The organism is Streptomyces sp. NPDC006283, from assembly GCF_040613325.1.
Classification (GTDB): Bacteria; Actinomycetota; Actinomycetes; order Streptomycetales; family Streptomycetaceae; genus Streptomyces.
This window is the reverse complement of record NZ_JBEXRZ010000009.1, coordinates 36,846-61,491: the sequence shown is the minus strand read 5'-3', so window position 1 is coordinate 61,491 and position 24,646 is coordinate 36,846. Positions and strand designations below refer to the sequence as shown.

Annotated in this window: 21 protein-coding genes, 2 tRNA genes and 2 pseudogenes; 2 read left to right on the top strand and 23 right to left on the bottom strand. The window is 70.3% G+C overall.

Annotated features, from left to right (window positions below):
• Window positions 1–50 precede the first annotated feature (50 nt).
• The 15 genes from ABZ070_RS03920 to ABZ070_RS03850 form a co-directional block, all read right to left on the bottom strand.
• The gene (locus ABZ070_RS03920; protein WP_356629591.1) at window positions 51–2,549 is read right to left on the bottom strand and encodes an insulinase family protein; all 2,499 of its coding nucleotides are present in this window, start codon (window positions 2,547–2,549) and stop codon (window positions 51–53) included.
• Window positions 2,546–3,433, bottom strand: coding sequence for a hypothetical protein (locus tag ABZ070_RS03915; RefSeq protein ID WP_356629589.1), 888 nt, complete (start codon window positions 3,431–3,433; stop codon window positions 2,546–2,548). The genes ABZ070_RS03920 and ABZ070_RS03915 overlap by 4 nt, the downstream gene beginning before the upstream one ends.
• Window positions 3,430–4,128: a flavoprotein gene (locus ABZ070_RS03910; RefSeq protein ID WP_356629587.1), complete on the bottom strand. Its 699-nt coding sequence runs from the start codon at window positions 4,126–4,128 to the stop codon at window positions 3,430–3,432. Before ABZ070_RS03910 ends, ABZ070_RS03915 begins: the two co-directional genes overlap by 4 nt.
• Complete coding sequence (locus ABZ070_RS03905) at window positions 4,125–5,117, bottom strand: LLM class flavin-dependent oxidoreductase (RefSeq protein ID WP_356629585.1); 993 nt, start codon at window positions 5,115–5,117, stop codon at window positions 4,125–4,127. Before ABZ070_RS03905 ends, ABZ070_RS03910 begins: the two co-directional genes overlap by 4 nt.
• Before the next feature lie 136 nt (window positions 5,118–5,253).
• On the bottom strand, window positions 5,254–7,044 hold the full coding sequence (locus ABZ070_RS03900) for an ABC transporter ATP-binding protein (protein WP_356629583.1): 1,791 nt from the start codon (window positions 7,042–7,044) through the stop codon (window positions 5,254–5,256).
• A 57-nt stretch (window positions 7,045–7,101) separates the two neighbouring features.
• A complete protein-coding gene (locus ABZ070_RS03895; protein ID WP_356629581.1) occupies window positions 7,102–8,370 on the bottom strand; it encodes an ABC transporter permease in 1,269 nt (422 codons plus the stop codon).
• Between the two features lie 5 nt (window positions 8,371–8,375).
• A complete protein-coding gene (locus tag ABZ070_RS03890) occupies window positions 8,376–9,275 on the bottom strand; it encodes an ATP-binding cassette domain-containing protein (RefSeq protein ID WP_356629579.1) in 900 nt (299 codons plus the stop codon).
• Window positions 9,268–10,332 carry a methyltransferase gene (locus ABZ070_RS03885; RefSeq protein WP_356629577.1) on the bottom strand — a complete coding sequence of 355 codons (1,065 nt, stop codon included), beginning with the start codon at window positions 10,330–10,332 and terminating at the stop codon, window positions 9,268–9,270. Before ABZ070_RS03885 ends, ABZ070_RS03890 begins: the two co-directional genes overlap by 8 nt.
• Window positions 10,333–10,459: 127 nt before the next feature.
• Window positions 10,460–10,648 carry an LxmA leader domain family RiPP gene (locus tag ABZ070_RS03880; protein ID WP_356629575.1) on the bottom strand — a complete coding sequence of 63 codons (189 nt, stop codon included), beginning with the start codon at window positions 10,646–10,648 and terminating at the stop codon, window positions 10,460–10,462.
• 2 nt (window positions 10,649–10,650) lie between these two features.
• Window positions 10,651–10,830, bottom strand: a complete 180-nt coding sequence (locus ABZ070_RS03875) for an LxmA leader domain family RiPP (RefSeq protein ID WP_005314921.1) — start codon at window positions 10,828–10,830, stop codon at window positions 10,651–10,653.
• 70 nt (window positions 10,831–10,900) lie between these two features.
• Complete coding sequence (locus ABZ070_RS03870) at window positions 10,901–11,095, bottom strand: LxmA leader domain family RiPP (RefSeq protein WP_356629573.1); 195 nt, start codon at window positions 11,093–11,095, stop codon at window positions 10,901–10,903.
• A gap of 313 nt (window positions 11,096–11,408) precedes the next feature.
• Entirely contained in the window at window positions 11,409–12,377 is a 969-nt protein-coding gene (locus tag ABZ070_RS03865) for a T3SS effector HopA1 family protein (protein WP_356629571.1), read from the bottom strand.
• On the bottom strand, window positions 12,374–13,516 hold the full coding sequence (lxmK, locus tag ABZ070_RS03860; protein ID WP_356629569.1) for a class V lanthionine synthetase subunit LxmK: 1,143 nt from the start codon (window positions 13,514–13,516) through the stop codon (window positions 12,374–12,376). The genes ABZ070_RS03865 and lxmK overlap by 4 nt, the downstream gene beginning before the upstream one ends.
• Window positions 13,517–13,579: 63 nt before the next feature.
• Window positions 13,580–13,972 (bottom strand): hypothetical protein, encoded by a 393-nt coding sequence (locus ABZ070_RS03855; RefSeq protein WP_356629567.1) that lies wholly within the window; start codon window positions 13,970–13,972, stop codon window positions 13,580–13,582.
• Between the two features lie 107 nt (window positions 13,973–14,079).
• Window positions 14,080–14,152 (bottom strand) — tRNA-Ala (locus ABZ070_RS03850).
• 188 nt (window positions 14,153–14,340) lie between these two features.
• Here ABZ070_RS03850 and ABZ070_RS03845 point away from each other — a divergent pair.
• Window positions 14,341–14,889: a DNA-binding protein gene (locus tag ABZ070_RS03845; protein WP_356629565.1), complete on the top strand. Its 549-nt coding sequence runs from the start codon at window positions 14,341–14,343 to the stop codon at window positions 14,887–14,889.
• Between the two features lie 56 nt (window positions 14,890–14,945).
• Window positions 14,946–15,432: pseudogene (locus tag ABZ070_RS03840) on the top strand (serine/threonine protein kinase); the annotation flags it as partial.
• Window positions 15,433–16,006: 574 nt separating this feature from the next.
• On the opposite strand, the pseudogene ABZ070_RS03835 reads toward ABZ070_RS03840, so the two are convergent.
• The 8 genes and pseudogenes from ABZ070_RS03835 to recF all read right to left on the bottom strand — a co-directional run.
• Window positions 16,007–16,384, bottom strand: a pseudogene (locus ABZ070_RS03835) (hypothetical protein); the annotation flags it as partial.
• A 298-nt stretch (window positions 16,385–16,682) separates the two neighbouring features.
• The gene (locus ABZ070_RS03830) at window positions 16,683–16,817 is read right to left on the bottom strand and encodes a DLW-39 family protein (RefSeq protein ID WP_003958712.1); all 135 of its coding nucleotides are present in this window, start codon (window positions 16,815–16,817) and stop codon (window positions 16,683–16,685) included.
• A 239-nt stretch (window positions 16,818–17,056) separates the two neighbouring features.
• A tRNA-Ile gene (locus ABZ070_RS03825) sits at window positions 17,057–17,133 on the bottom strand.
• An 82-nt stretch (window positions 17,134–17,215) separates the two neighbouring features.
• Window positions 17,216–17,785 (bottom strand): DUF3566 domain-containing protein, encoded by a 570-nt coding sequence (locus ABZ070_RS03820; RefSeq protein WP_356629563.1) that lies wholly within the window; start codon window positions 17,783–17,785, stop codon window positions 17,216–17,218.
• A gap of 87 nt (window positions 17,786–17,872) precedes the next feature.
• Window positions 17,873–20,494 (bottom strand): DNA gyrase subunit A, encoded by a 2,622-nt coding sequence (gene gyrA / locus ABZ070_RS03815; RefSeq protein ID WP_356629561.1) that lies wholly within the window; start codon window positions 20,492–20,494, stop codon window positions 17,873–17,875.
• Between the two features lie 41 nt (window positions 20,495–20,535).
• Window positions 20,536–22,605, bottom strand: a complete 2,070-nt coding sequence (gyrB, locus tag ABZ070_RS03810) for a DNA topoisomerase (ATP-hydrolyzing) subunit B (RefSeq protein WP_356629559.1) — start codon at window positions 22,603–22,605, stop codon at window positions 20,536–20,538.
• Between the two features lie 309 nt (window positions 22,606–22,914).
• Complete coding sequence (locus ABZ070_RS03805; RefSeq protein WP_356629557.1) at window positions 22,915–23,475, bottom strand: DciA family protein; 561 nt, start codon at window positions 23,473–23,475, stop codon at window positions 22,915–22,917.
• Window positions 23,472–24,599 carry a DNA replication/repair protein RecF gene (recF, locus tag ABZ070_RS03800; RefSeq protein ID WP_356629555.1) on the bottom strand — a complete coding sequence of 376 codons (1,128 nt, stop codon included), beginning with the start codon at window positions 24,597–24,599 and terminating at the stop codon, window positions 23,472–23,474. The genes ABZ070_RS03805 and recF overlap by 4 nt, the downstream gene beginning before the upstream one ends.
• Window positions 24,600–24,646: the final 47 nt, after the last annotated feature.

Below are 24,646 nucleotides of genomic sequence, written 5' to 3'. Positions count from 1 at the left end.
CTCCGGCGCCGCCGGGCCCATGGGTCCGGCGGCGCCTTCCGTCGTCCGCCTCAGAGTGCGACGACCAGGTCGGCCTGCGGCCGGAACAACCGGCCGGCGGCTCGGGACACCTCGTGCGCGGGGACAGTGCGGAGCAAATCCGGTAGCCGGAGCGGCAGTTCTGCGTCGCCTCCGGTAGACACGGTGCGCCGCAGCAGGTCCGCACGGGCTGCCGGCGAGTCGAACGCGGCGAGCAACTGGGCGGCGCAGTAGTCCCGCACCGGTCGGAGCTCCTCCTCCGTGAAGGGCTCCGCCGCCAGCCGGCCGGCCTCGGCACGGACACCGGACCACGCCTCGTCCACCGCGTCCGCGGGCACCCGGCCACGCAGGAACGCACGCGGTACGCCACAGACCGTGTCCCGTCCCGTGTACATCTCGAAGCCGGCGACTGTGCGGTCCGCGAACCGGTCGGCCAGCCTCCCGCCGAAGAACCCGCCCATCGCCGCGGTGGCCAGGAACCGCGCGGCCTCGTCGGCCGCTCCGGTGACGGGCCGTTCCGCGACAGACAGCAGGAGCCGTACGTGCGCGCCGTCGGCGGCGTGCAGCTCGAGCGGCGCCTCGGCACCGGCCGCCAGGACCGATGCCCGGCCCGGGGCCTGGTCAAAGACCCCGGCCCGAGCCGCGTTCCACGGCGCGAGCGCGGTACCTGCCTGCACGACAAGCGCGTCCGGGTCCAGGTCACCGACGGCGACCAGAGTGCCGGCGGTGACGGCTGCGTACGGCAGGAAGTGTGTCCGTACGCGTTGCTCCAGAGCCTCCTCCGGGCGGGGGCCGCCCTCGTCCGGCTCAGGGTGCTCGGAGAGCACCGCGGGGGCGAGGTCCGCCAGCACCGCGAGCCACTCGGCCGTCCGGACGGACGGGACGTGACCCGACACGTCGGCCCATTCGCCATCGACGGCCAGCGTCAGAGCGCCGCCCAGGTCTTCGACCCGCATGGCGGCGCGTGTCCGACGGGCCCGGGAGACCAGCCCCGCCCGGGCGGCGGCGGGGTTCCGCCAGCCGGCCGGTCCGAGCGGTACCCGCCAGCGCAGCTCCACCAGCGGCGAGCGCCGGTCGGCAAGCGTGACCACGCGGACGCCTCCGGGCAGCTCCACGTCTCGGGTGGGGAGGTGCCCGGGAGCAAGGGGGACGCCCGGTCCCGGGACCGGCAGGGCGCCGGGGCGGGGAAACGGCCCGGCGGCCGCCGGCCGCGAGCCGTACACGTCGTGGGCGGACCTCTGGGTGGGGGAGGGCTCAGGACGAGTACGTACGGGACCCGGCTCGAGGGCCAGGACCGCCTTGGGCTGACGTGCGAGGGACTCGGCCGCCGCAGCCACCTCTTCGGCAGCCACCGCGCGCAGGAGCGCGGGGAGTTCGTCGAGCAGTTCGGCACGGCCGAACAGCGTCTCCAGCCGGCCGAGAGCCCTCGACCGGGTCTCGATGTCCCCGTGAGCCCGCTCGTGCTCCACCGCCATCCGGTGCGCCCCACGGGCGACGGCGGCCGTCAGGCCGGGGTCGGCGGCCCAGGACCGCCAGCGTTCCGTGAGGGCGTGCACCACGTCTTCGAGGCTTCTCCCCGGCGGCAGGACGGCCGTCACCACCAGCGGGTCCGGGTCCCTGGCGTCGAGCGGCCCGAAGAAGCCGCAGCTCGCAGCGGCCGAAGGTACGCCGAGGGCGGTCGCGCCGTGCCGGTCCAGCAGACCCGCGAGCACCGCGTGGGCGAGGTAACCCCGCAGGTCGGCCTGCGGATCGGGAAGCCGGTAGCCCAGGGCCACCACGGTCGCGGGAACTCCTGGCTCCTGGTACCGCATCCAGCGGTCGGCCGTGGGCAGTGGCTCGTGGAGCGCGGGGGTGGGTACGTGAGTGCGGGCGGGGATGCCGGCGAAGTGGCGCTCGATCAGCGCACGGGTCGCATCGGGCTCGGCAGCACCGACGACTGTGAGGACGGCGTTGCCCGGTGCGTAGTGCGCCGCGAAGAACTCCTCGCAGTCCTGAATCGTGGTCCGGGCAAGCGTGCGGGGATCGCCGTAGCCGTCGTGGGCATTGGCATGGCGGTCGAAGAGCACCCCGGGAAGCAGCGGCCAGGGGAAACCGCCGTAAGGGCGGTCCGTGGTCGCCCCGCGGATCTCGTCCGCGACGCCGGCCAGTTGCTCGGCCAGGTGGTGCTCGGTGAACCGTGGCGCCCGCATGCGATCGGCTTCCGCGAACAACGCCTGTTCCAGCGCCTCGGCCGGCGCGACTTGGAAGTAGTCCGTGTAGTCCTGGTGCGTGGTGCCGTTGGCGCGGCTGCCGAGCCGGTGCACATGGTCGTAGAACCGGCCGCCGGGGAGGCTGGCGCTGCCGCGGAACATCAAATGCTCGAACAGATGGGCGAAGCCTTCGCGCCCTCGCGGTTCCGAGCGGAAGCCGACGCCGTAGTGCACGGAGACCGCGGCACGGGGGATCCCGGGCTGGTGCTGCAGCATTACGCGCAGCCCGTTGGGCAGCGTGAAACGTTCGAGGCCGAAGACGGCCGTCGGGGACGACGTCATGTCACGGCTCCCCGCAGGCCAATGAGGAAGCGGAGGAAGTCGGCGTACTGCTGGAAGCTGTCCACCGGCTCGTCGAGATAGGCCGCGATGTCGTGGACGTGCAGCAGGATGCGCAGGACCGCAAGCCACTGCCAGTCGGCGCCGAGGTCGCGGCCGTAGCCCTTGGAGAGGGCGTCGATGTGGGCCTGCCAGGCGACCGGATCGCCTCCCAACTGCCACTTGAGTTCAACGAGTTCACCGATCACCCAGCCGAGGTCCAGATACCAGGGCAGGACGCTCAGGTCCTCCCCGGCCAGCAGCGTCGCAGAGCCGTCCGGGCCGGCGATCAGCGAACCGAGGCCGGCGGCACCGTGTGACAGCACCGTCGGTGTGTCCGTGACGGCCCGCTCGTACCAGGCCCGCACCGTCGTCCAGGCCGCGTCTCCGAGCGCCTTGCGCATCTGCTCGGCCGCCTGTGCCGCTCGGGGGGCGGGGGCGCGGCCGGTGAGCCAGCTGTCCAACCGGTCGAGTCCTCGCGAACCGTGTGCACGGGTGGACGGGGGCGGCGGCACATCGTGCAGCGCCCGCAGGGTCGTCCCGAGATCGTGCAGGGCCTGCGACGGGACCGCTCCCGGCCCACCGGTGAGGATCAGATACGCAACGGAGTGCTCCCCGTCGACGTGGTAGGTCCGGCCCGCGCCGTCGGCGGCGCCGAAGACCGCATGCGCACCCGGCGCCGCCGGGACGGGCGGCGTGCGCGGCACAGGGACGAACGGGGCGGGGGCGTACGGCCCCGGGGTCCTGCGCCACTGGAACAGGCCACCGGGCAGGGCACGAACCTCGGTGTGCAGCAGACCCGTTCCGTACCGGGTCACGGCGTTCCGTTCGGGGGGAGAGATCGTCACAGCAGTGCCTTCCTGTCCGGGTGGACGCGTTCGGTTCGGGCGAGTTCGCCGCGCCGCCCCTCGAGCCGTTCGATCACCTCGGGAAGGGTCGGCGGGACCCAGGCCTCCATGCGGCCGGTCGTCAGACTGCGGCCCTGTTCCGGCGGCACCATCACGACGTTGGGGCGGGCCGTGAGCGTCGCCCAGTGCTCACGGAAGGCAGGACTGTCCAGCCCGCCGGGCGGCAGGGCCGGCGCCACCGCGATGGGAGCGCGGGTGCACTGGGCCGCCAGCAGAGAGGGGCTGTCGGCGAGACCGAGGGCCAGCCGGGCGGTGTAGTGCAGCGTCGCCGGGTAGATGACAAGGGCCTGGGCCCATTCGGCGAGGCTCACATGCCGGGCGTGCACCTCGTCCTCGGGCCACTCGTCGAAGAGGACGTCGCCGCCCACCCTGTGGGCCAGTGCCTGCCGGGTCACGAACCGGCGGGCACTCCCGGTGAGGACGACGGACACCTCCAGACCGGAGTAGGAGGCCCGCAACCAGTCGAGCCAGAACGGCAGGCTCGTGGCGTAGGCGGAGCCGGTGCTCACCAGAAGGAGCCGTTCCACACCGAGCCCTGGCACATCGGGCACGCCGGCCGGGGCGGTCGAGGCTGGGGACGGGGTGGAGAGGCGAGTGGGGACGGAGACCGGAGCAGGGGGCGGGGCTTGGGTCATGAGAGCACCTCACGCAGGAGTGTTTCGAGTTCCTTCAGGGCCGCCCGGGTCCCCGTGGTGGCGAAGACGCCGGAGACGTTGAGGACGATCTCGTCGACACCCGCCCGGTGGTACTCGGCGAACGCCTCCGCGATGTCCTGCGGTCCGCCGTGGACGAAGGCCCCACCCTCGATCAGGGCCTTGGCGCTGCCCACAGGGTCGGCCTGCATGTCCACATCGATGCCGGAGCGCCGCAGCATGTCCCGGTAGTGCGGCAGCGACATGTGTGCGGAATTACTGGCGAGCGCCACATCCGTGGGCTCACGGCCGTCCGCCGCCAACGCCACCGGCACCATGGCAACCAGGCGTGGCCGACTGCGGCCGGCCGCCGCGGCACCCTCGGCGAGCGCCGGCACGACGACGTCGCGTAGGTAGGAGGCGGGTGTCAGCCAGGTAATGGCGACGTCTGCGACCTCTCCGGTGAGCCGGGCCATGCCCGGCCGCAGCACGCCCAGACCCACCTCGACGGCGGGCCTCGGCTGCGGCGGAAGCTGACCGCGCACGCGGAAGAACTCCCCGTCCATGTCGACGGCCTCGCCGTCCAGCAGCCCGCGCACGGCGGTGGCGTACTCACGGCAGGCGCCGAGCTGACTGCGGTAGGGGGCACCGAGCAGGTTCTTCTGCAGGATGCCGGCACCGGGACCGAAGCCCGCCACCACCGGATGGTTCATGGTGACGGCCAATGACTGGGCCTGCAGCGCCGCTTCGTAGGGGTGACGAAGCGGCATGACGGTGACCCCGGTACCGGCCGCGACCCGGAACCCGGAAGCAGCCATGTAGGCGAACGTCTGGTGGGGCTCACCGACCGAGGACTGGCCCTGCCACAGGCGGTGCGCTCCGGTCCACTGGGTCAGGGCCGCGTAGGGCAGCGCCTGTTCCGGACGTGACGGGGTGAAGGGCATCAGCACCGAGTAGCGGGGCGAGGCTTCGGAGGCGGCGGGGCCGGACATGGGAACTCCTGGAGGCGGTGGTGGGGCGATGACAGCCGGATCGTGTTTCACGTGAAACATGGCGGGGTGCAGAGGGCCCGATCGCTTGTTCCACGTGAAACATCCGGACGTCAGGCCGTGGAAGCAGAGGGGACAGTCAGGCGGCGACCGGAGCGCGGAAGTCGGCACCGAGGGACTGGCCGGCGACCAGCTCCGCGTAGGCGGGGCAACGGTCCACGAGTGCGGCGTGCCCTCCTTCGTCGGTGACGGCCCCCCGGTCCATGACGATCACGTGGTCGGCGTGCTGGATGGTGGAGATCCGGTGCGCGACGACGACCACGGCGCGTTCGGCGGCCAGTCGGTCGACGGCCAGCCGCAGCCGCTGCTCGTTGACGCTGTCCAGGTGTGACGTGGGTTCGTCGAGAAGCACCAGATCCGCGTCGGCCAGGACGGCGCGGGCGAGCGCCAGCCGCTGGCGCTGACCGCCGGACAGACCGGTCCCGCCGTCGAGCACGGTGTCCAGGCCGTCGGGGAGCGAACGGATGTCCTCTGCCAGACCGACCCGGTCCAGTACGGAGTACAGAGTCTTGTCGTCGGCGGGGCGCCTGCGCCCGAGGACGAGGTTGGCCCGTACGGACTCCTGAAGCAGGGTCGACGCCTGGTCGACGTAGGCGATACGGCTGCGCAAGTCGGCCGGGGACCAGTCCGTGAGCTCCTTGCCGTGCACCTCGATGCGGCCGCTGTCGGGCTCCATGAAGCGCTCGATGAGGGACAGGACCGTGGTCTTGCCCGAGCCGGAGAGTCCCACGACGGCCGTCAGGCCACGGCCGGGGACAGTGAAGCGGGCACCGCGGAGCACCGGGCGCTCTGGTTCGTATCCGAAGACGACATCGTCGAAACGAACGGCCGGGACCGCCGGGGAGGCCACGGACGGGGCGATGGCCGGCGCGGCCGAGCCGTACGTGCCCTCCTCGGCCGGCAGGGCGAACACGTCCTCGAAGCGCTTACGGGCCACCAGTCCGAGCTGGATCCCGCTGACACCGGAAGCAGCCATGATCAGAGGGGCGGTGAGTTGCAGCAGATAGAGCAGGAAGGCGACGAAGTCCGCGAGCACGAGGTGGCCGTCGAGCATCCGGGCACCGCCGCCGACGACGACCGCGACCAGGGCGATCTGCTGCCCCAGATTGATCACCGGCACCATCAGGGACTCCATGCGCGCCGCATCGGTCTCCAGCTTCGCCACCCGCCGGGCGCGGTCCGCCAGGGACGCGGACACGGATTCCTCCGCACGGTAGGCCTTGATGACGGTCAGCGACTCGAGGGCTGCCACGAAGCTCTGGGCGAGCGTGCCGACCTCCTCGCCCACGGAGGCGTACTTCCGGCGCAGACCTTTGACGACCAGCGTGATGATGCCGACGGCGACCAGGAACGCGCCGACCGTGATGAGCAGCAGGACCCAGTCGAGCAGCCCCATGACGATCAGTGTGCCCAGGACGGTGATGCCGGCCATGGGCAACTGCACGGGACCGATGTCGATCAGATTCTTGATCCGGGCGGCGTCCGAGGTCAGCCGGGCCACCAGGTTGCCGCTGCCCTCACGCCGCGCATCACCGAGACGCAGACCGAGCGAGTGGCGCATGGTCCGAACCCGCAGTCGGCAGATGAGCTGCTGGCCCATCCGTCCGAGCAGGAACGACGCGAGGGCTCCTGCGGCAGCGGAACCGAACCCGGCCGCCACCATCACGCCGGCCCACATGGCGAGGCCTTCGCCGCTCTGGATCGCGCCCAGCAGCTTGCCGACGACCAGTGGCAGGGCCAGGGTCGCACCGGTGGAGACGAGGGCGAGCAGTCCCACGGCTGCCAGTTGCAGTCCGTTGCCGCGGGCGAGCTCCCGCATCACCTTCAGTTCGGCCTCGGGGTCCGCCCCGGGCCCGGCGGTGTGCTTCATCGCAGTCCAACTCCTCTGATCGGTACGGTGGTCGGGTGTCGCGGCCATCTGGGGACCTCAGAGCCGGGCGCCGCGCAGGGCGTCCTTCACCTTGACGATCCCGCCGTGCTGCAGCAGCCCTCCGGCATAGATGCGGCCCCCGATCCGGATCAGTACGGCCGCGGTGACGAGGGTCAGCGCGAAGGCAGTGCCGATCTGCCACCAAGGCACGTCCTCGTACGCCATGCGGACGGGCATCGCCGCCCAGGAGACGCCCGGGACCAGCGAGAGGATCTCGACGGTGGCGGAGTCGGTCGATCCGGCGAGGGCAAGTCCCGGCCCGAGCAGGCCGAGCATCTGGAAGCCGTTGACCGGGCCGACGACGTGGTTGACGTCCTCCGGGCGGGAGACCAGCGAGCCGGCCACCGCGTAGAGGGTCACGAAGAGGACATAGCCGGGGATGAACCAGAGCAGCACGTTCAGCCCCGCTCCGACGGCGTCCGCCGGCGCCTCGAAGAGACCGAAGGCGACAGCGGCACCCAGGCAGGCGGTGGCCAGCACCAGGATCTGGACCAGGGCCGATGCGCCGAGACCGATGATCTTCCCGGCCAGCAGATGGCGTGCCCGGACCTTGGCCAACAGCACTTCGGCGATCCGGCTGGACTTCTCCTCCGCGACACCCTGCGCGACAGCGAGCCCGGAGACCAGCATCAGCATGAAGAGGATGAAGACGGCGGTCGCAGCGGTGGTGGTGCGCTGGAGCGTACGCACGGCGTCGGGATCGAGCGTGGTGGTGGGGAGCGGCGGCACCGCGGCGGCCTGCGCGGCCTCTGCCTCGCTCAGCCCGTGCCGGCGCAGCGAGGCGTCGAGGACAACGGCACGGTGCGCCTCCTGCAGCAATCTGCCCAGTTCCTCGGGCAGTTCACGCTGGACGACGATGCCCTCGGGGCCGTCGAGCACGGCGGCGTCCGCCCTGCCGGCGTCGACTGCCGCCCGGGCGGCCGCCGCGTCGGCGGCGGTGGACACCTCGGCATGGGGGCGCAGCGCCGGGGCGAGCGAGTTCTGCTGACCGGTGAGGACGACGGTGAGGCGTTCACCGCCGCTGCCCTGGAAGTAGCTCGTGGCGCCGAAGGTGACGGCCATCATGATCGCGGTGATCGCGACCGACATCCAGAAAGCCTTGTTGGTCAGTTGCTGGGTGAGTTCGCGGCGGGCGATCGCGAGCACGAGCGCACTGTCGCGTATGCGGCGTGGTTCCGTTTCCCGGTCGGGTGCCTGCTGGGGTGCGGCCCCTTTTTCCGTCTGCTGTGCCATGGGTTCGTCGCGTTTCATCGTCTGGGGTGCCATGGGGGTCAGCCCCCCACTGATTCGCGGAAGATGTCGGAGAGCGCCGGCCTGCGGCGGCCGAAGTGCTCGATCTCGCCCGCGGCTTGGGCCACGGCAAGGATCCGTCCGGCGGGCACGTCGTCGTCGACCCGCAGCAGGACCGTGCGGCCTTCCGTCTGAAGGACCTCGACACCGTCGATCCGGTTCAGCCCGTCGGTCCAGTCGGCGCTCGCGTCGCTCAGTTCGACCTCGAGCGGGCCGCGCCCGGCTCCGTCGCGCAGCTCGCCGACGGTGCCCTCGGCGACCAGAGCGCCGTCCCTGACGATCCCGACCCGGTCGCACAGCCTCTCCACAAGATCGAGCTGGTGGCTGGAGAAGACGACGGGGACACCGCGACGGGAGAAGTCGACGAGGGCGTCGGCCATCGCGTCGACGGCCACCGGGTCCAGTCCGGAGAAGGGCTCGTCCAGGACGAGGACGTCCGGCTCATGGATGAGGGAGGCGATGAGCTGGACCTTCTGCTGGTTGCCGAGCGACAGCTTCTCCAGCGCGTCCTTGGGACCGGCGACGACCTTGAGCCGCTCCATCCACTCCTCGGCGCGACGGCGGGCGGTCGTACGGTCCACGCCGCTGAGGACCGCGAAGTGCACCAGCTGGTCGCGCGGCGTCATCTTCGCGTACAGACCCCGCTCCTCCGGCATGTAGCCGATACGGGCCCGTGAGGCGGCGTCCACCGTCTTTCCGTTCAGGCGGACCTCGCCACGGTCCGCCTGCAGCACACCGAGAGCGATGCGCATCGCGGTGGTCTTGCCGGCGCCGTTCGCCCCGCAGAAACCGAAGAGTTCCCCGGGCCGGACGGTGAACGTCAGCCCGCGCAGTACCTGTCGTTCGTCGAAGGCCTTGTGCAGTGCGTGGAACTCAAGCATTGCGGAACTCCAGCAGGGAGCGGACCGCGGTGGCGGGGCCCTCCCAGGACGGTTCGAGGCCGGCCGCCGCGGCCAGCGCCTTGATCTCGGTGACGGTGCGCACGGGGCGCGGCATCACGGCCCGGATGTAGAGCTCGGTGCCGGCCGTGGCCGGGCCGTCGGCCTCCACCGGGATGTTGACGTCGGCGACCAGAACCCTGCCGTCGGCGCCTGCCGCCTCGGCGACGCTGCGCAGGATCGCGACGGCCTGCTCGTCGTCCCAGTCCGCGAGGATCGCGGAGAGCAGGTAGACGTCGGAGCCGGGGGTGATCGGATCGAAGAAGCTGCCCGTCTCGGCGGTGAGCCGGTCGCCGAGACCGCTCTCCTCGAAGCGCAGGGCTGCGACCTCGGCGGCGTTCTTGAGGTCGAGCACCCGTCCGCGAAGGTGCGGGTTGCGCAGGGCGAGCTCGATGAGGAGGGTGCCGTTGTTGCCGCCGACGTCCGTGACGGACCCGACGCCGGACCAGTCGTACGCCTCGTGGATCAACTCGGCGCCCCAGCCCAGCTGCTGGGGCCCCTCCTGCCGGAAGGCGTCCGCGAACCGCGGGTCCTCGTTGACGGTCTCCCAGTAGCCCTGTCCGAAGACCGAGGCGTGGGCGGGCTCGCCGGTCCGCACGGTGTGCAGGATGTTGATCAGGGCCAGGTCGGTACGGCCGAACAGCCCGTCCATGCTGAGGTGCTGCCGCACCCCGGCGGGGTCGGAGCCGCGCAGCGGGGCGCCGAGGCCGGTGACCGAGTAGCGGCCGTGCTCGTCCCTGTCGAGGATGCCCAGCCGCACCAGGTGGCGCAGCAGCATGTCGAGCAGGTCGGGGCGGGTGTCCGTCAGCTCCGCCAGCTCGGCCGTGCCGGTGGCGCCGGCGTCGATGTGATCGACCAGGCTCAGGGTGGCCGCGGTGCGGATGGCGGCCGGACGCAGGATGTCGGCCATCTGCATCAGTTCCTGGGCGCGTTCCTGGGCGAGCCGGAGTTCGTCTTCCCCGGTCGTGCCCTCGGTGCGTTCTGCGGTGGTGGCAGACATGACGGTGTGGTGCCTTTCTCGCCCGAGGGCGCATCCGTGCCGGTGAGGGGGTGCCGGGCGGGGGCCGGGCGGGGACCGCCGCTGGTGCGGCGGTGCCACGCCCGGACGCCCGGCTGGTGCCGCCCGCTCAGCAGCCGTCCTTGTACGTCTTCACCGTGAGCTGGCTGCCCAGCCAGGAGATGGTCGCCGCGGCGCAGGCCGGGGTGGACGCCGGAGCGTCCGCCGCCGCCTCTGCGACGAGCTCGCCCGCCTCGCTGTAGGTGTCGTATCCGGCGACGAGCTCGCTGATCGCGGCCGTCTTCCCGAGTTCGGCCATGATCAGCAGCCTTCCTTGTACGTCTTCACGGTGAACTGGCTGGCGAGCCAGGAGACGCTGGCAGCACCGCAGGGGGCGCTGGTCGCGGGGGCCTCGGCAGCGGCGGTGGAGTTGAGCTCCTCGGCGTCGCTGTACGAGTCGTAGCCCTCGATCAGCTCGGTGATGGCACCGGTCTTGTCCATGGGAAAGCCCTTCTGTGTCAGGTACTCGTCAGATGTGGGCGCGTGCGCGCCCGGTGGATCGGGGTCGAGATCAGCAGCCGGCCTCGTACGTGGCACCGGAGATCGCCGAGGCGGCGGAGGCGCACCAGGTGGAGCTGGCGATGCTCGCGGCGCAGACCGGCGTGGTGGCCGGGGCGTCCGCGGCGGCGGTGACGTTCAGCTCGTCGACGTCCGCGTAGGCGTCGTAGTTGGCGATGAGGTCCATGATCTCGGTGTTCTTCTGCATGTTTCTCTCCTGTGGGACGGGGCCGACGTGGGCCGGCCCGGTTGAAGGCTGAGCCGAAAACAGAGGGCGCTCAGGGGCGCCCCCTGCAACCGCCTCAGACATCGGACGGTGCAGATGAGCGGTGCACATGGGTGGAGCAGTGGAGCAGTGGAGCAGAGCCCACGAGCGGTGCGCATCGGGCGGCTCCACCGCGCACGGACCACCGGGCTGTGCGCCTCGGCCGTCCGCCTCGGACGGTTCTTCCTGCCGGAGCCGGGACGGGGGGCGCCGGCCCCGGCAGGGGTCTCCACGGACCGTCGGGCCGTGAACGGCTTCAGACGGTGCGGGGCAGGTTGCGGTACGGGTCCGCGGGGTCGGCGCCGGCCTCGCGCAGGGCCTCGGCGAGCAGGGAGGGAAGCGGGCCCTCGCCGCGCGCGGCGCCGAGCAAGGCATGTGCCGTGGCGGTGGCGCGATGCTGGCCGAAGCTCAGGCCGGACATCGCGGGCCTCGGGTCGTCCGGTTCCTCGGCGACGGAGACTCCGGGCGCCAACTCGCTCGTGAACACCGACGTTTTCGCACCCACGCCCTCGGCTCCGCGCACGGCGTCGGCCACGGCGCCGGCCGCATCGGCGGCGTCTCCGGTGAGATAGACCACCAGCGCGTCGCGGCGCGGGTAGAGCCCGCGGGCGGAGAGCGCCTTGCTGCGGTACGGCACGCCCTCGCCCTCCAGGCGGGAGAGCACGCGTCCCCACACAGGCGCGGCGTGGTGGGCGGCTGTGACGTGCACGTACACCCGCAGCGTGCGGTTGCCCCGAGGCCTCGGGCGTGAGCCGTCGACCATGAAGAAGCCGGGTGACAGCGCGGGCCGCAGTGCTGCGACGCGCAGCGTCAGGATGCTGCCGGCTACGGCAGGATCGCCGTCCACCACTTGGTCGCGCGGAACCCAGACCCGGACACCGTCCCGTTCCACGAGCAGCGGTCCGCTGCCGGCAGGCGCGTGCTCGCCCGCGTCGAGGGCACGTACCCGGGTGGTGGTGCCCCGGTGCGGGACCACGGCGGCGAGTTCCTTCTCGAAGCCCTCGTCGCGCAGGTTGAGCGGCAGGTCCTTCTTGTCCACGTCCTGCCCGGCGTGCAGCACGTCGTACAGCGCTTCGGCGAGCAGCCGGCGCATCTCCCGGGGATTGTCCGAGGTGACCGTGCGGGTGCCGAGACGTGCCTCGGTGCCGTCCGCGGAGACGTGCACGTCCTTCAGGGCCCTGACGAGCCGGTCCGGCAGTGCCGGGGCGACGGTGATCGCCGTCATCTGCTGATCTCCTCGGGTTCCTCGAAGCCAAGCGTGGCCGCGAACTTGTGCGGGGCGAGCAGGGCCGCACGGCCGATGCCGGCGGCGGCGCGCTCGATGCCGGAGAGGCGTGCGCTGCGCTGGGAACCGGCCATGAGCCGGTCGAGCAGGTGCCATCCGGCGAAGGCGGTGGCCCGCTGGGTCAGGCCCGAGTCGATTTCGGGACGGGCCTTTCGGTATCCGGACCAGAACTCCCGGATGAACGGAAGAAGTCGTTCCAGTTTTTCCGCGCCACGGCGGAGAACGATGTCGTGGGTCAGCTCGACTTCAAAGGTGGTCGCGTCACCGCGGTTGGTCACGATGTCGAGCACCGAGCGGTAGAGCCATTCCCCCGCGAAGGAACCGACGTCGCGGGCGGGATCCGCGAGACGGAACTCCTCCCAGTCGGTCACATAGAAGTCGTCGCCCTTGATCAGGAATTGATCTACGCGCAGATCACAGTGGGACGGGACCTTCGGCGCCAGCTTCTCCGCCGCACGCAATTCCGTCACGCCGCGGACCAATGCCGTGTCCTGTTGCATGAGACGCCATGCCTGCGCCTCACCGAAGCTCAGATTCTCGAACATCGGCAGCGGTATTCCGTGCAGCAGTCGCACGGACGGCTGGGTGGGCGGAGAGTCGTCGAATGCCTCGTGCCCGGCGGGACGAGCCTCGTGCAGCAGACCGATGGCCGTGCCGATCCTGCGGGCCAGGCCGGCGTCGAAGTCCTCGTCGACCATCAGCTCGGCGCCGTTGCGCGCTCCCTCCACGAGGGCGAAGGCGACGAGGTCGTTGTCCTCGTCGAAGCCGAGCAGCCGAGGACCTCGCAGCGCCTCCAGCGGAAGCGTCGCCGCGCACTGCTCGAACGCCTTCAGCCTGCGCATTCTGGCCCGTACGTCGTCCTCGGGGCCGACCAGGCGCTTGACGAAGACGGGGTGCCCGTCGACGGTGACGCCGGCCCAGCAGTCGTTGCGGCCGACCGGGGCGGTGAGCGTGTCACGGTCGAAGACTCCGAGCCCCAGACGCCCGACCAGGGCGTCCACTGCCGGGTACCGGTCCAGGTCCCGCGGCTTGTATCCGGGCTTGGCCGCCTGTTCGGGGGCCTCCAGCATCACTGTCATGATTCCTCGTTCGCGCTTTCTCCGTGGACTTCTTCGAATTCCCCCGCTCGGCCGGCGGCCGGTTTACTGCCAGGTGATGGAATCGAGGACGGAGGCCGGAGCCGGAATCTGCCAGGTGATGGACCCGGAGCCCTCGACCGGAGCCGGGGTCTGCCAGGTGATGGACCCGGAGCCTTCGACCGGGGCCGGGGTCTGCCAGGTGATGGAGGAGGAAATGTCAGCCGCAGCGCCCTGCGTCTCATTCGCCTGGGCCGGAGCGGCGGCGATCGCAAGACCACCGATGACGAGGAAGAAAGCGCCTGCCGTGCGGATCGCGATGTTCTTCTTCATGATTCCCCCTGCTGACTTTCCGGGTTTTTGTTCCCGGCCCGTTTGCCTGTACGAGAAGACTGCCAGCGCGACGGGAGCGTCAGTAGGGAAAAGAGTGTCAGCTTGCTGCAGCCGCTCGTGCAGCATGGTGCAGCCCCCGGAAAACGCGCCGCCGGACGGGGCGTCGACCAGGCCGCCGGAAACGCGAAGAGGTCCCCTGACCACCGAAGGCGGTCAGGGGACCTCTCACACTGTGGAGCCTAGGGGAGTCGAACCCCTGACATCTGCCATGCAAAGACAGCGCTCTACCAACTGAGCTAAGGCCCCGGAACGGCGACGACGGCCGAGGAGAACCCTCCCCGGCAACCGCCGTGCACCAGAGTACCGGGTCACCCCCGTGATCCTGCAAAAACATTGGGGTTCCGACTGGACTCCCCGTGATCGGACACGCTCCGTAAGATGCAGCACAAGGTTCGCAGCAGCGAAGCCGCTTGGGGAAGCGATGGGGAGACGCAATGGACGCAGCGCAGCAGGAGACAACCGCAAGAGCCAGAGAACTGCAGCGGAGCTGGTACGGGGAGCCCCTGGGCGCCCTCTTCCGTCGCCTCATCGACGACCTCGGGCTCAATCAGGCCCGGCTCGCCGGCGTGCTCGGGCTGTCGGCTCCGATGCTGTCCCAGCTGATGAGCGGCCAGCGCGCAAAGATCGGCAATCCCGCGGTGGTCCAACGCGTACAGGCACTCCAGGAGTTGGCGGGCCAGGTCGCGGACGGCAGCGTGAGCGCCGTGGAGGCGACCGCACGGATGGACGAGATCAAGAAGTCGCAGGGCGGCTCCGTCCTCACCGGCACCAACCAGTCGACGGGCACCTCGGGCGCACCGACGGTCCGGCGCGTGGTGCGTGAGATCCAGTCCCTGCTCCGCTCCGTCGCTGCGGCCGGGGACATCATCGATGCCGCGGACTCCCTCGCACCGACCCATCCGGAGCTGGCAGAGTTCCTCCGGGTGTACGGTGCCGGGCGCACCGCCGACGCGGTGACCCACTTCGAGTCGCACCAGAGCTGAGCGAGGCAGTCGCCTCCATGAGGAACGGGGAGCTGGCGCAGCACCATGGGTGAGGGCCGGCCAACATCCTGATGGAGGCGACCGGGAAAGGGCGGCCCCACCTCAGGGTCTCGGACTTCGGGATCTCCATGCGCAAGGTGAGCCCCGGCTGACCGAGCCGAACTACGTGGTGGGAACGCCCGGTTACTTCGCGCCGGAGCAGATGCTCGGCGCGGAGCCGGACTTCACCGCCGACCTCTTCGCCGTCGGCCTCGTCGCCCTCTGTCTGCTCCAGGCCAGAAGCCCGACTCCCAGGCCTTGGTCGAACACTTCGCCAACCACGGCACGCCGGGCGCCCCGCAGGGCATCCCCGAGCCGCTCTGGCAGGTGCTCGCAGGCCTGTTGCAGCCGGACCCGCAGGTGCGGTTCCGCACCCCCACCGGAGCGCGCAAGGCACTCACAGCCGCTGTGGAGATGCTCCCCGAGCCGGCGCCGGACGGAGAGCCCGTCGAGATCTTCGACCAACTGGGCCCGCTCCCGGCCGGTTTCGGACCCAACGGCCCACATACCGCCCAGCAGACCGGCGATCGGCCTTCGCCCGCGCAGCAGCCCTCTCCGCCGTCGGAGACGGGCAGCTTCCGCGCGCCGGTGAATCGCCCTTGTTGTCCGCCTGCTTGTCGCCCTGCTCGTCCCTGTCGCCGCTCAGCACGGTGGCGCCGTGCTGCGGCGCGGCCGGTTCATCACCCAGGACGTCACCCGGAGCACCACGCCGATCCTCGTGTTCTTCGCGGCCTTCGCGGCTTCGCGGCTTCGCGGCTTCGCGGCTTCGCGCCGAGCGTGACGGCGATGCGGAGCCCGCCCTTGGTGTGCGCGGGCACGACGCACGGGCGGCTCTCGTGGCGGTTCGTCCACGCGACGGGCGCGGTTCCTCTCTCGAGGGCCGCTGGGTGGCCGTTGCAGGCGGTCTGCGGGCTGAACTCACCGGTGCCGCCGCCGACCGGCGCACGGGCCGCGGTGAGGGCCTGGGTGGCGCCGCAGTACACGCGGAGGAAGCGCCGTCCACCGTCGGCTCGTTGGCAAACTTCGCGTCGTGTCGTGGCGGAGCTGCCGGCCCCCATCCGATCGGCACCTTGTAGGCGGGGAGGCCCTGTGCTGCCCTGTGCAGTGACAGACCGATGGGAGTGTCGCCCTTGGGCTGCACGGCCTCCACGGCCTGCTTCATACCGGTCGGTCCAGCGGTTGCGCGGGCAGCGCCAGGCGCGTGTCGGCGCAGCCCTTGGAGCGGTCGGTCGGCGCCGTAGACGCGGAACCCGGTCGGACGGCCGTCGGGGAGGGCGTCCACGACGGTTGTGACGGCGGGCCGGGTGGACTCCGTCCGCGTGCGGCCCGTGCCGTCGTCGTCGGCCGCGTCGTCGGCCATGGAGCCGGAGGAGTCAGGACCGTCACCAGACCGCCGTCCCCGTCCGCCCTCGGCGCCCGTGCCACCCGGGCCCCCACCCCGCGCCTGCTCCGCCATCCCCGCGGCAGGCAGTGTTCCTGCCGCCAGGGCGAGCAGTGCCCCTGTTCGCCGCCACCGTCACACGGCGGCGCAGTCGTGCTGTCACCATGCGCCCCTCCCCGAGACCCCAGAATTTGCTCTCGCAAGCCATTCATTTGCTGGAGTGAACTCATGTGCATGGCGTCACGGTGATGCAACAGGCTGTGGCTGTCGGCGCCGCCGACCACCGCCGACCGGTCCGGGCAGTAGCGCCCCGGGCAGCACGAAGCCCCGGCCGCTTCCGCGACCGGGGCTCATGTCCAAGAAACGCTGCGTCTCACACACCCGAACCTGCGGGCACGGAGTCGGTCGCCTCCGTCCACAGATCCTGCTCGGCGCGATCCGCCTGGATCTGGCGGTACACGAGGAGCCCGCCGATGGCGGCCAGTGCGACCAGGAGAAGCTTCTTCACCGCGCGACCTCGTCTTTCCTTGACGTATGAGGACTTCTGGCGCCCGACTATACACACCGACCGATACCGATCGGTGACCTACGTTCGCCCGCCGCACGCTCATGCCGCGTCCCAACTCGGGCCGGGGACACTGCGTCCCGCCGGACGGAACCCCTCCGCTCGGGCCTGCCGTCGCTGCGGGCCGGGCGGGCCGGAGATGACAAAGACCCCCGACCGGAATCGGTCGGGGGTCTTTGTACTGGTGGGGCTAACAGGATTTGAACCTGTGGCCTCATCCTTATCAGGGATGCGCTCTAACCAACTGAGCTATAGCCCCGCCGCGCTGCGCGCTGACCTCTGAAGATTAGCGCACACGCGGTGCAGCGCCAAAATCGGAATCCGCGGACCCCGCAGCGGCGCTACTCGTCCTCGGCGAGCGTGAGCTCGACACCGCCCACAAAACCGGCGGAGAGGTTGTAGATGAAGGCTCCGAGCGTCGCCAGAGCTGTGGCCAGGACCACATCGATCACCGCGATGACCGAGGTGAAGATGAGGACCCGCGGCAGCGACAGGAACGACTGGAGATCGAAGCCGTTGCTCTCGTTCGAGCCGGTCGCCTCACTGATCGTGCCGCCGACGGTCGAGAACACGCCCATCGCGTCCATGACCATCCACAGCACGGCCGCCGCGACCACCGTGCACACGCCCAGCGCGATGGAGAGCAGGAAACTGACCTTCATCACCGACCACGGGTCGGCCTTGGCCACCCGCAGCCGCGCCTTGCGGGTACGCGGCGTCGTACGGGCACCTGTGCGCGGCCGGCGCACGGCGGCGCCTGCCTGCTGACCGGGCCGCTGCTGACCACCCTGTGTGCCGTCCGGCGAGGGATAGGCCTGCGGCGGGTGGTACGGCTGCCCGGCCTGCTGCCGGGCAGGCTGCTCGCCGCCATACATGTCGTACGAGGGCTGGTGCCCCCGGGTGTCCGTCACTGTGGCCCCCTGGGAGTCCGCGGCAGGGCCACGGGCACCGTTCGCTCCGGATGCGGATGATCCGGCGCCCGTGGCTCCACTCACGCTTTACTCCTCGTGCTCCCCTGCCGAGGGCTCTGTGCCCTCGGCTGCCGCCTCAACCGTCTCCGCGCCGGCCTCTTCGGTCGCGTCGGCCGGAACGGCCCCCTCGACCTCTTCGGCCTCGCGACCGGCCTCGGCGTTACGAGCGATGCCGACGACGGCATCGCGCTTGCCCAGGTTGATCAGTTGGACGCCCATGGTGTCACGGCCCGTCTCCCTGACTTCGCTGACTCGCGTGCGAATCACACCGCCCCCGAGCGTGATGGCGAGGATCTCGTCGGACTCCTCGACCACCAGCGCGCCCACGAGCGAGCCACGGTCCTCCACGATCTTGGCGGCCTTGATACCGAGGCCACCGCGACCCTGGACGCGGTACTCGTCGACAGCGGTCCGCTTCGCGTACCCGCCGTCGGTGGCGGTGAACACGAACGTACCGGCCCGGACGACATTCATCGAGAGCAGTTCGTCGCCCTCTCGGAAACTCATGCCCTTGACGCCGGACGTGGCTCGTCCCATCGGGCGCAGCGCCTCGTCGGTCGCGGTGAACCGGATCGACTGCGCCTTCTTGCTGATGAGCAGCAGATCGTCCTCGGCGGACACCAGCTCCGCGCCGATCAGTTCGTCGTCGGCGCCGCTCTCGGTCTCCCGGAGGTTGATCGCGATGACGCCGCCCGAGCGCGGGGAGTCGTAGTCCTTGAGAGGCGTCTTCTTCACCAGACCGGCCTTGGTCGCGAGCACCAGGTACGGCACGGCCTCGTAGTCGCGGATCGCCAGGATCTCGGCGATCTGCTCGTCCGGCTGGAAGGCCAGCAGGTTGGCGACGTGCTGGCCGCGCGCGTCGCGGCCGGCGTCCGGCAGCTCGTAGGCCTTGGCGCGGTAGACCCGGCCCTTGTTGGTGAAGAACAGCAGCCAGTGGTGGGTGGTGGAGACGAAGAAGTGGTCGACGATGTCGTCTTCCTTGAGCTTCGTGCCCCGCACGCCCTTGCCGCCGCGCTTCTGCGAGCGGTAGTCGTCGGTCTTCGTGCGCTTCACATAGCCGCCACGGGTGATCGTGACGACGATGTCCTCCTCGGCGATCAGATCCTCGATGGACATGTCACCGTCGAAGGGCACCAGCTTGGAGCGACGGTCGTCGCCGAACTTCTCGACCAGGGCCGCCAGTTCCTCGCTGACGATGCCGCGCTGCTTCTCGGGCGAGGCGAGGATCGCGTTGTACTCGTTGATCTTCGCCTGCAGCTCGTCGTGCTCCTGCACGATCTTCTGACGCTCCAGGGCGGCCAGCCGGCGCAGCTGCATCTCGAGGATGGCGTTCGCCTGGATCTCGTCGATCTCCAGCAGGCCCATCAGGCCCTCACGCGCGACGTCGACCGTGTCGCTGCGCCGGATCAGCGCGATGACCTCGTCGATCGCGTCCAACGCCTTGAGCAGACCGCGCAGGATGTGCGCGCGCTCCTCCGCCTTGCGCAGCCGGAACTTGGTGCGCCGGACGATGACCTCGATCTGGTGCGTCACCCAGTGGCGGATGAACGCGTCCAGCGACAGGGTGCGGGGCACACCGTCGACGAGCGCCAGCATGTTGGCGCCGAAGTTCGTTTGCAGGTCGGTGTGCTTGTAGAGGTTGTTCAGCACGACCTTCGCGACCGCGTCGCGCTTCAGCACGATCACCAGGCGCTGACCGGTACGCGACGAGGTCTCGTCACGGACGTCGGCGATGCCGCCGATCTTGCCGTCCTTCACCAGGTCGGCGATCTTCTGCGCCAGGTTGTCCGGGTTGGTCTGGTACGGAAGCTCCGTGACCACCAGGCACTGACGGTTCTGAATCTCCTCGACCTCGACGACCGCGCGCATCGTGATGGAGCCGCGACCGGTGCGGTACGCCTCCTCGATGCCCTTGCGGCCCACGACCAGCGCGCCGGTCGGGAAGTCGGGGCCCTTGATCCGCTCGATCAGCGCCTCGAGCAGCTCCTCGTGCGAAGCCTCGGGGTGCTCCAGCGCCCACTGGGCACCGGCCGCGACCTCGCGCAGGTTGTGCGGCGGGATGTTGGTGGCCATGCCGACGGCGATACCGGCACTGCCGTTGATCAGCAGGTTCGGGAAGCGCGCCGGCAGAACCGTCGGCTCCTGGTTGCGGCCGTCGTAGTTGTCCTGGAAGTCGACGGTCTCCTCGTCGATGTCCCGGAGCATCTCCATGGACAGCGGCATCAGCTTGCACTCGGTGTACCGCATGGCGGCAGCCGGGTCGTTGCCGGGAGAGCCGAAGTTTCCGTTGGAGTCCACCAGCGGCATGCGCATCGACCACGGCTGGGCGAGGCGCACCAGGGCGTCGTAGATCGAGGAGTCACCGTGCGGGTGGTACGTGCCCATGACGTCGCCGACGACGCGCGCGCACTTGTAGAAGCCCTTCTCGGGCCGGTAGCCGCCGTCGTACATCGCGTACAGCACACGCCGGTGAACGGGCTTCAGACCGTCCCGTACGTCGGGCAGCGCACGCGAGACGATGACGGACATCGCGTAGTCGAGGTACGAGCGCTGCATCTCGGTCTCGAGCCCCACGGGCTCCACACGCATGCCCACGCCCGGAACGATGGGCTCCTCTTCGGGTGTCACTTTGGTGTTCTCGTCGGCCATTGCTGGTCGTCAGTCCTTTCGTGCGGTCAGCTGAGACCGACTCAGATGTCGAGGAAACGAACGTCCTTGGCGTTGCGCTGGATGAACGAGCGCCGCGCCTCCACGTCCTCACCCATCAGCACGGAGAACAGGTCGTCCGCCTGGGCCGCGTCGTCCAGCGTGACCTGGCCGAGCACTCGGTGGTCCTGGTCCATGGTGGTGATGCGCAGTTCCTCGGCGTTCATCTCGCCGAGACCCTTGAAACGCTGGATCGAGTCCTCCTTGATCCGCTTGCCGCCCCGCTTGCCCAGCTCGACCAGGGCGTCGCGCTCACGGTCGGAGTAGGCGTACTCGAAGTCGTCCCGGCCCCACTTGATCTTGTAGAGCGGCGGGCGCGAGAGGAAGACGTGACCCGCCTCGACCAGCGGCCGCATGAAGCGGAATAGGAACGTCAGCAGCAGCGTGTTGATGTGCTGACCGTCGACGTCGGCGTCCGCCATCAGGATGATCTTGTGATAGCGGAGCTTCTCGATGTCGAAGTCCTCGTGGACACCGGTGCCGAAGGCCGAAATCAGCGCCTGTACCTCGGTGTTCTGGAGGATCTTGTCGATCCGCGCCTTCTCGACGTTCAGGATCTTGCCCCGGATCGGCAGGATGGCCTGGTACATCGGGTTGCGGCCGGACTTCGCCGAGCCACCGGCGGAGTCACCCTCGACGATGAAGATCTCGCACTTCGTCGGGTCGTTGGACTGGCAGTCGCTCAGCTTGCCCGGCAGGGAGGCGGACTCCAGCAGGCCCTTGCGGCGCGTCAGGTCTCGGGCCTTGCGGGCCGCGACGCGTGCCGTCTGCGCCTGGATGCCCTTGCGGATGATGTCCGCGGCCTCGTTGGGGTTGCGGTCGAACCAGTCGGTGAGGGTCTCGTGGACGACCTTCTGCACAAAGGTCTTCGCTTCGGTGTTGCCCAGCTTGGTCTTCGTCTGGCCCTCGAACTGCGGCTCGCCGAGCTTGACCGAGATGATCGAGGTGAGGCCCTCGCGGATGTCCTCGCCCGAAAGGTTGTCGTCCTTCTCCCGCAGCAGCTTCTTCTCGCGCGCGTACCGGTTCACCAAGCCCGTCAGCGCCGAGCGGAAGCCCTCTTCGTGGGTGCCGCCCTCATGCGTGTGGATGGTGTTCGCGAAGGAGTACACGCCCTCGGTGTACTGCGAGTTCCACTGCATCGCGATCTCGACGGAGAGCATCCGCTCCTTGTCCTCGGCCTCGATGTCGATGACCGTGGGGTGGATGAGCTCGCCCTTGCGGGAGTTCAGGTACTTCACGAAGTCGACGATGCCGCCCTCGTAGTGGTACTTGACCGTGCGCGCCGGCTCCGCGATGTCCTCCGGCTCCTCGCCCGTCTCGGCGCCGGCAGTGGCCTTGGCCGACTCCCGCTCGTCCGTGAGCGTCAGGGTCAGGCCCTTGTTGAGGAAGGCCATCTCCTGGAAGCGGCGCGACAGCGTCTCGAAGGAGTACTCCGTCGTCTCGAAGACGTCGCCGTCGGCCCAGAACGTGACCGAGGTGCCGGTCTCGGTGGTGGCCTCGTGCCGCTCCAGCGGCGCGGTGGGGACGCCCGACTTGTACTCCTGCGTCCAACGGTAGCCGTCCGTCCTGATCTCGACGGCGAGCTTGTAGGACAGCGCGTTCACCACGGAGACACCGACGCCGTGCAGACCGCCGGAGACGGCATAGCCGCCGCCGCCGAACTTGCCGCCCGCGTGCAGCACCGTGAGCACGACCTCGACGGCCGGCTTCTTCTCGACGGGGTGGATGCCCACCGGAATGCCACGGCCGTTGTCGACGACGCGTACGCCGCCGTCGGCGAGGATCGTGACGTCGATGCTGTCGGCGTGGCCGGCCATGGCCTCGTCGACGGAGTTGTCGACGACCTCTTGGACGAGGTGGTGCAGACCGCGCTCACCGGTCGAGCCGATGTACATGCCGGGGCGCTTGCGGACCGCGTCCAGACCCTCGAGGACGGTAATCGCGCTGGCGTCGTACGAGGCGGTGACCTCGCCGTTCCCACCGGCAGGGGTGGACGGTGTGTTCTCGTTGGGGTTGCCGGAATCGGCCACGAAGCGCCCTTTCTGGCACAGCACGAGCCGTCCTCCGGCTGGCGGGGAGCGGCTGCGTCGTTCGGCATCTAATCGACGTGTCCCGCAACAGAAGCGGGACTGCAGACCAGTCTACCGGTATCGCAGACACTAATGGGGGTTTGCCGGTAGCTGAGTCCGCCTGTGCCGCCCTGAACCGTCACCGTCCGACTCCCCATATCCGGGAAGGGGCTCCAAGAGGCTCACACGGGCTTTGAGCGCTTCGGGCTGTCAACCTCCCGCTACCGTGAGGGACACCTCACTCGCACCGAACGGTTCCTCCTGTCCCATACGGCATCCGCACCCGGCGAAACCTCAGCCGTACGTGTCGCCCGGGCCGGTGCTGCCCGGCGCCCGCAGCGGGCCGTAGCGGCGCTGCGGGCCCCCCGGCCCCAACACCTTGATCATGCGGACGGTGCCGGGGCCGAGGTCCTCGTTGAGGCGCGCCACCAGGCGGGGGGCGAGCAGGCGCAGCTGCGTCGCCCACGCCGTCGAGTCGCACTGGACCGTGAGCACTCGCTCGTCGGGGGCCTCGTCGTACCGCAGCGGTGCGCAGTGCTTCGCCAGGTCCTCACCCACGATCTGGGGCCAGCGGCCCATCACACCGCCCACGGCGGCCGGCGCCTCCCAGCCCCGCTCGGTGATCAGCCGGTTGATCGCAGCGCCCAGCGGCAACGGATCACGCCCGTCCGCCCTGGCCCCGGACCGCAGACCGCCGCCCCGCCGGGCCTGCTTCTTCTGCTGTGCGGCCGCGCCGCGGGCCTTGGCCTGCTCCTTCGCGGCGCGCAGCGCCACCCGGGCCAGGTCCACTCCGGACGACTCGGCGGTGTCGGGGGCTTTCGGCTCCGCCGGCCGCTCCGCGTTCTCGCCGGTCATACCCGCTCCACCGTTCCGCCGGAAACCGTGAACCGCGCGCCCGCCAGCACTCCCGGCACGTCGTCGTCGACGGCCGCGGTCACCAGCACCTGCTCGCCCGGAGCGACCATCTCGGCCAGCCGCTCCCGGCGCCGGGCGTCCAGTTCCGCGAAGACGTCGTCGAGGACCAGCACCGGCTCGTTGCCCTCGGCCCGCAGCAGGTCGTACGAGGCCAGCCGCAGCGCCAGCGCGAACGACCACGACTCGCCGTGGCTCGCGTACCCCTTGGCCGGCAGCTGCCCCAGCTTCAGGGTCAGCTCGTCACGGTGCGGGCCGACCAGCGTCACGCCGCGTTCGACCTCCTGCTTGCGCACCTCGGCCAGCGCGGCCATGAGCTGCTCGTACAGCTCCTCACGGTTGTGCGCCTCGCCCGTGGGACCGGCGGAGGAACGGTACTCCAGCGCGACGGGACCGCCTCCCGGGGCGAGCGCCTCGTACGCCTTGTCGGCGAGCGGCTGCAGAGCGGCGATCAGGTCCAGCCGCTGGGCGAGGACCTCCGCACCCGCCCGCGCCAGATGCTGGTCCCACACGTCGAGCGTGGACAGGTCCATGCCCCGTCCGCCGTGGCGGCGCGCCATGGCCGCCGACTTGAGCAGGGTGTTGCGCTGCTTCAGCACACGCTCGTAGTCGGAACGCACACCCGCCATCCGCGGGGAACGCGCGGTCACCTGCTCGTCGAGGAAGCGCCGGCGCTCGCCCGGGTCGCCCTTCACCAGCGCCAGATCCTCCGGCGCGAACAGGACCGTCCGCACTATCCCCAGGACGTCACGCGGCCTGACCTGCGAGGATCTGTTGATCCGGGCACGATTGGCCCTGCCGGGGTTCAGCTCCAGCTCGACCAGCTGCGAGCGCTCCCCCTGGGTCACGGCCGCCCGGATCACCGCCCGGTCGGCCCCCATCCGCACCAGCGGAGCATCGGAGGAGACCCGGTGGCTGGCCAGGGTCGCGAGGTAGCCGACGGCCTCGACGAGATTCGTCTTGCCCTGTCCGTTCGCCCCCACGAAAGCGGTGACGCCCGGATCGAGAGGGACCTCGACCCGGGCGTACGAGCGGAAGTCGGCCAGCGACAGATGCGTGACGTGCATGGTGTGCGCCGACCTTCCCCCGGCATGGCTGTGCGGCGTGGTGCACA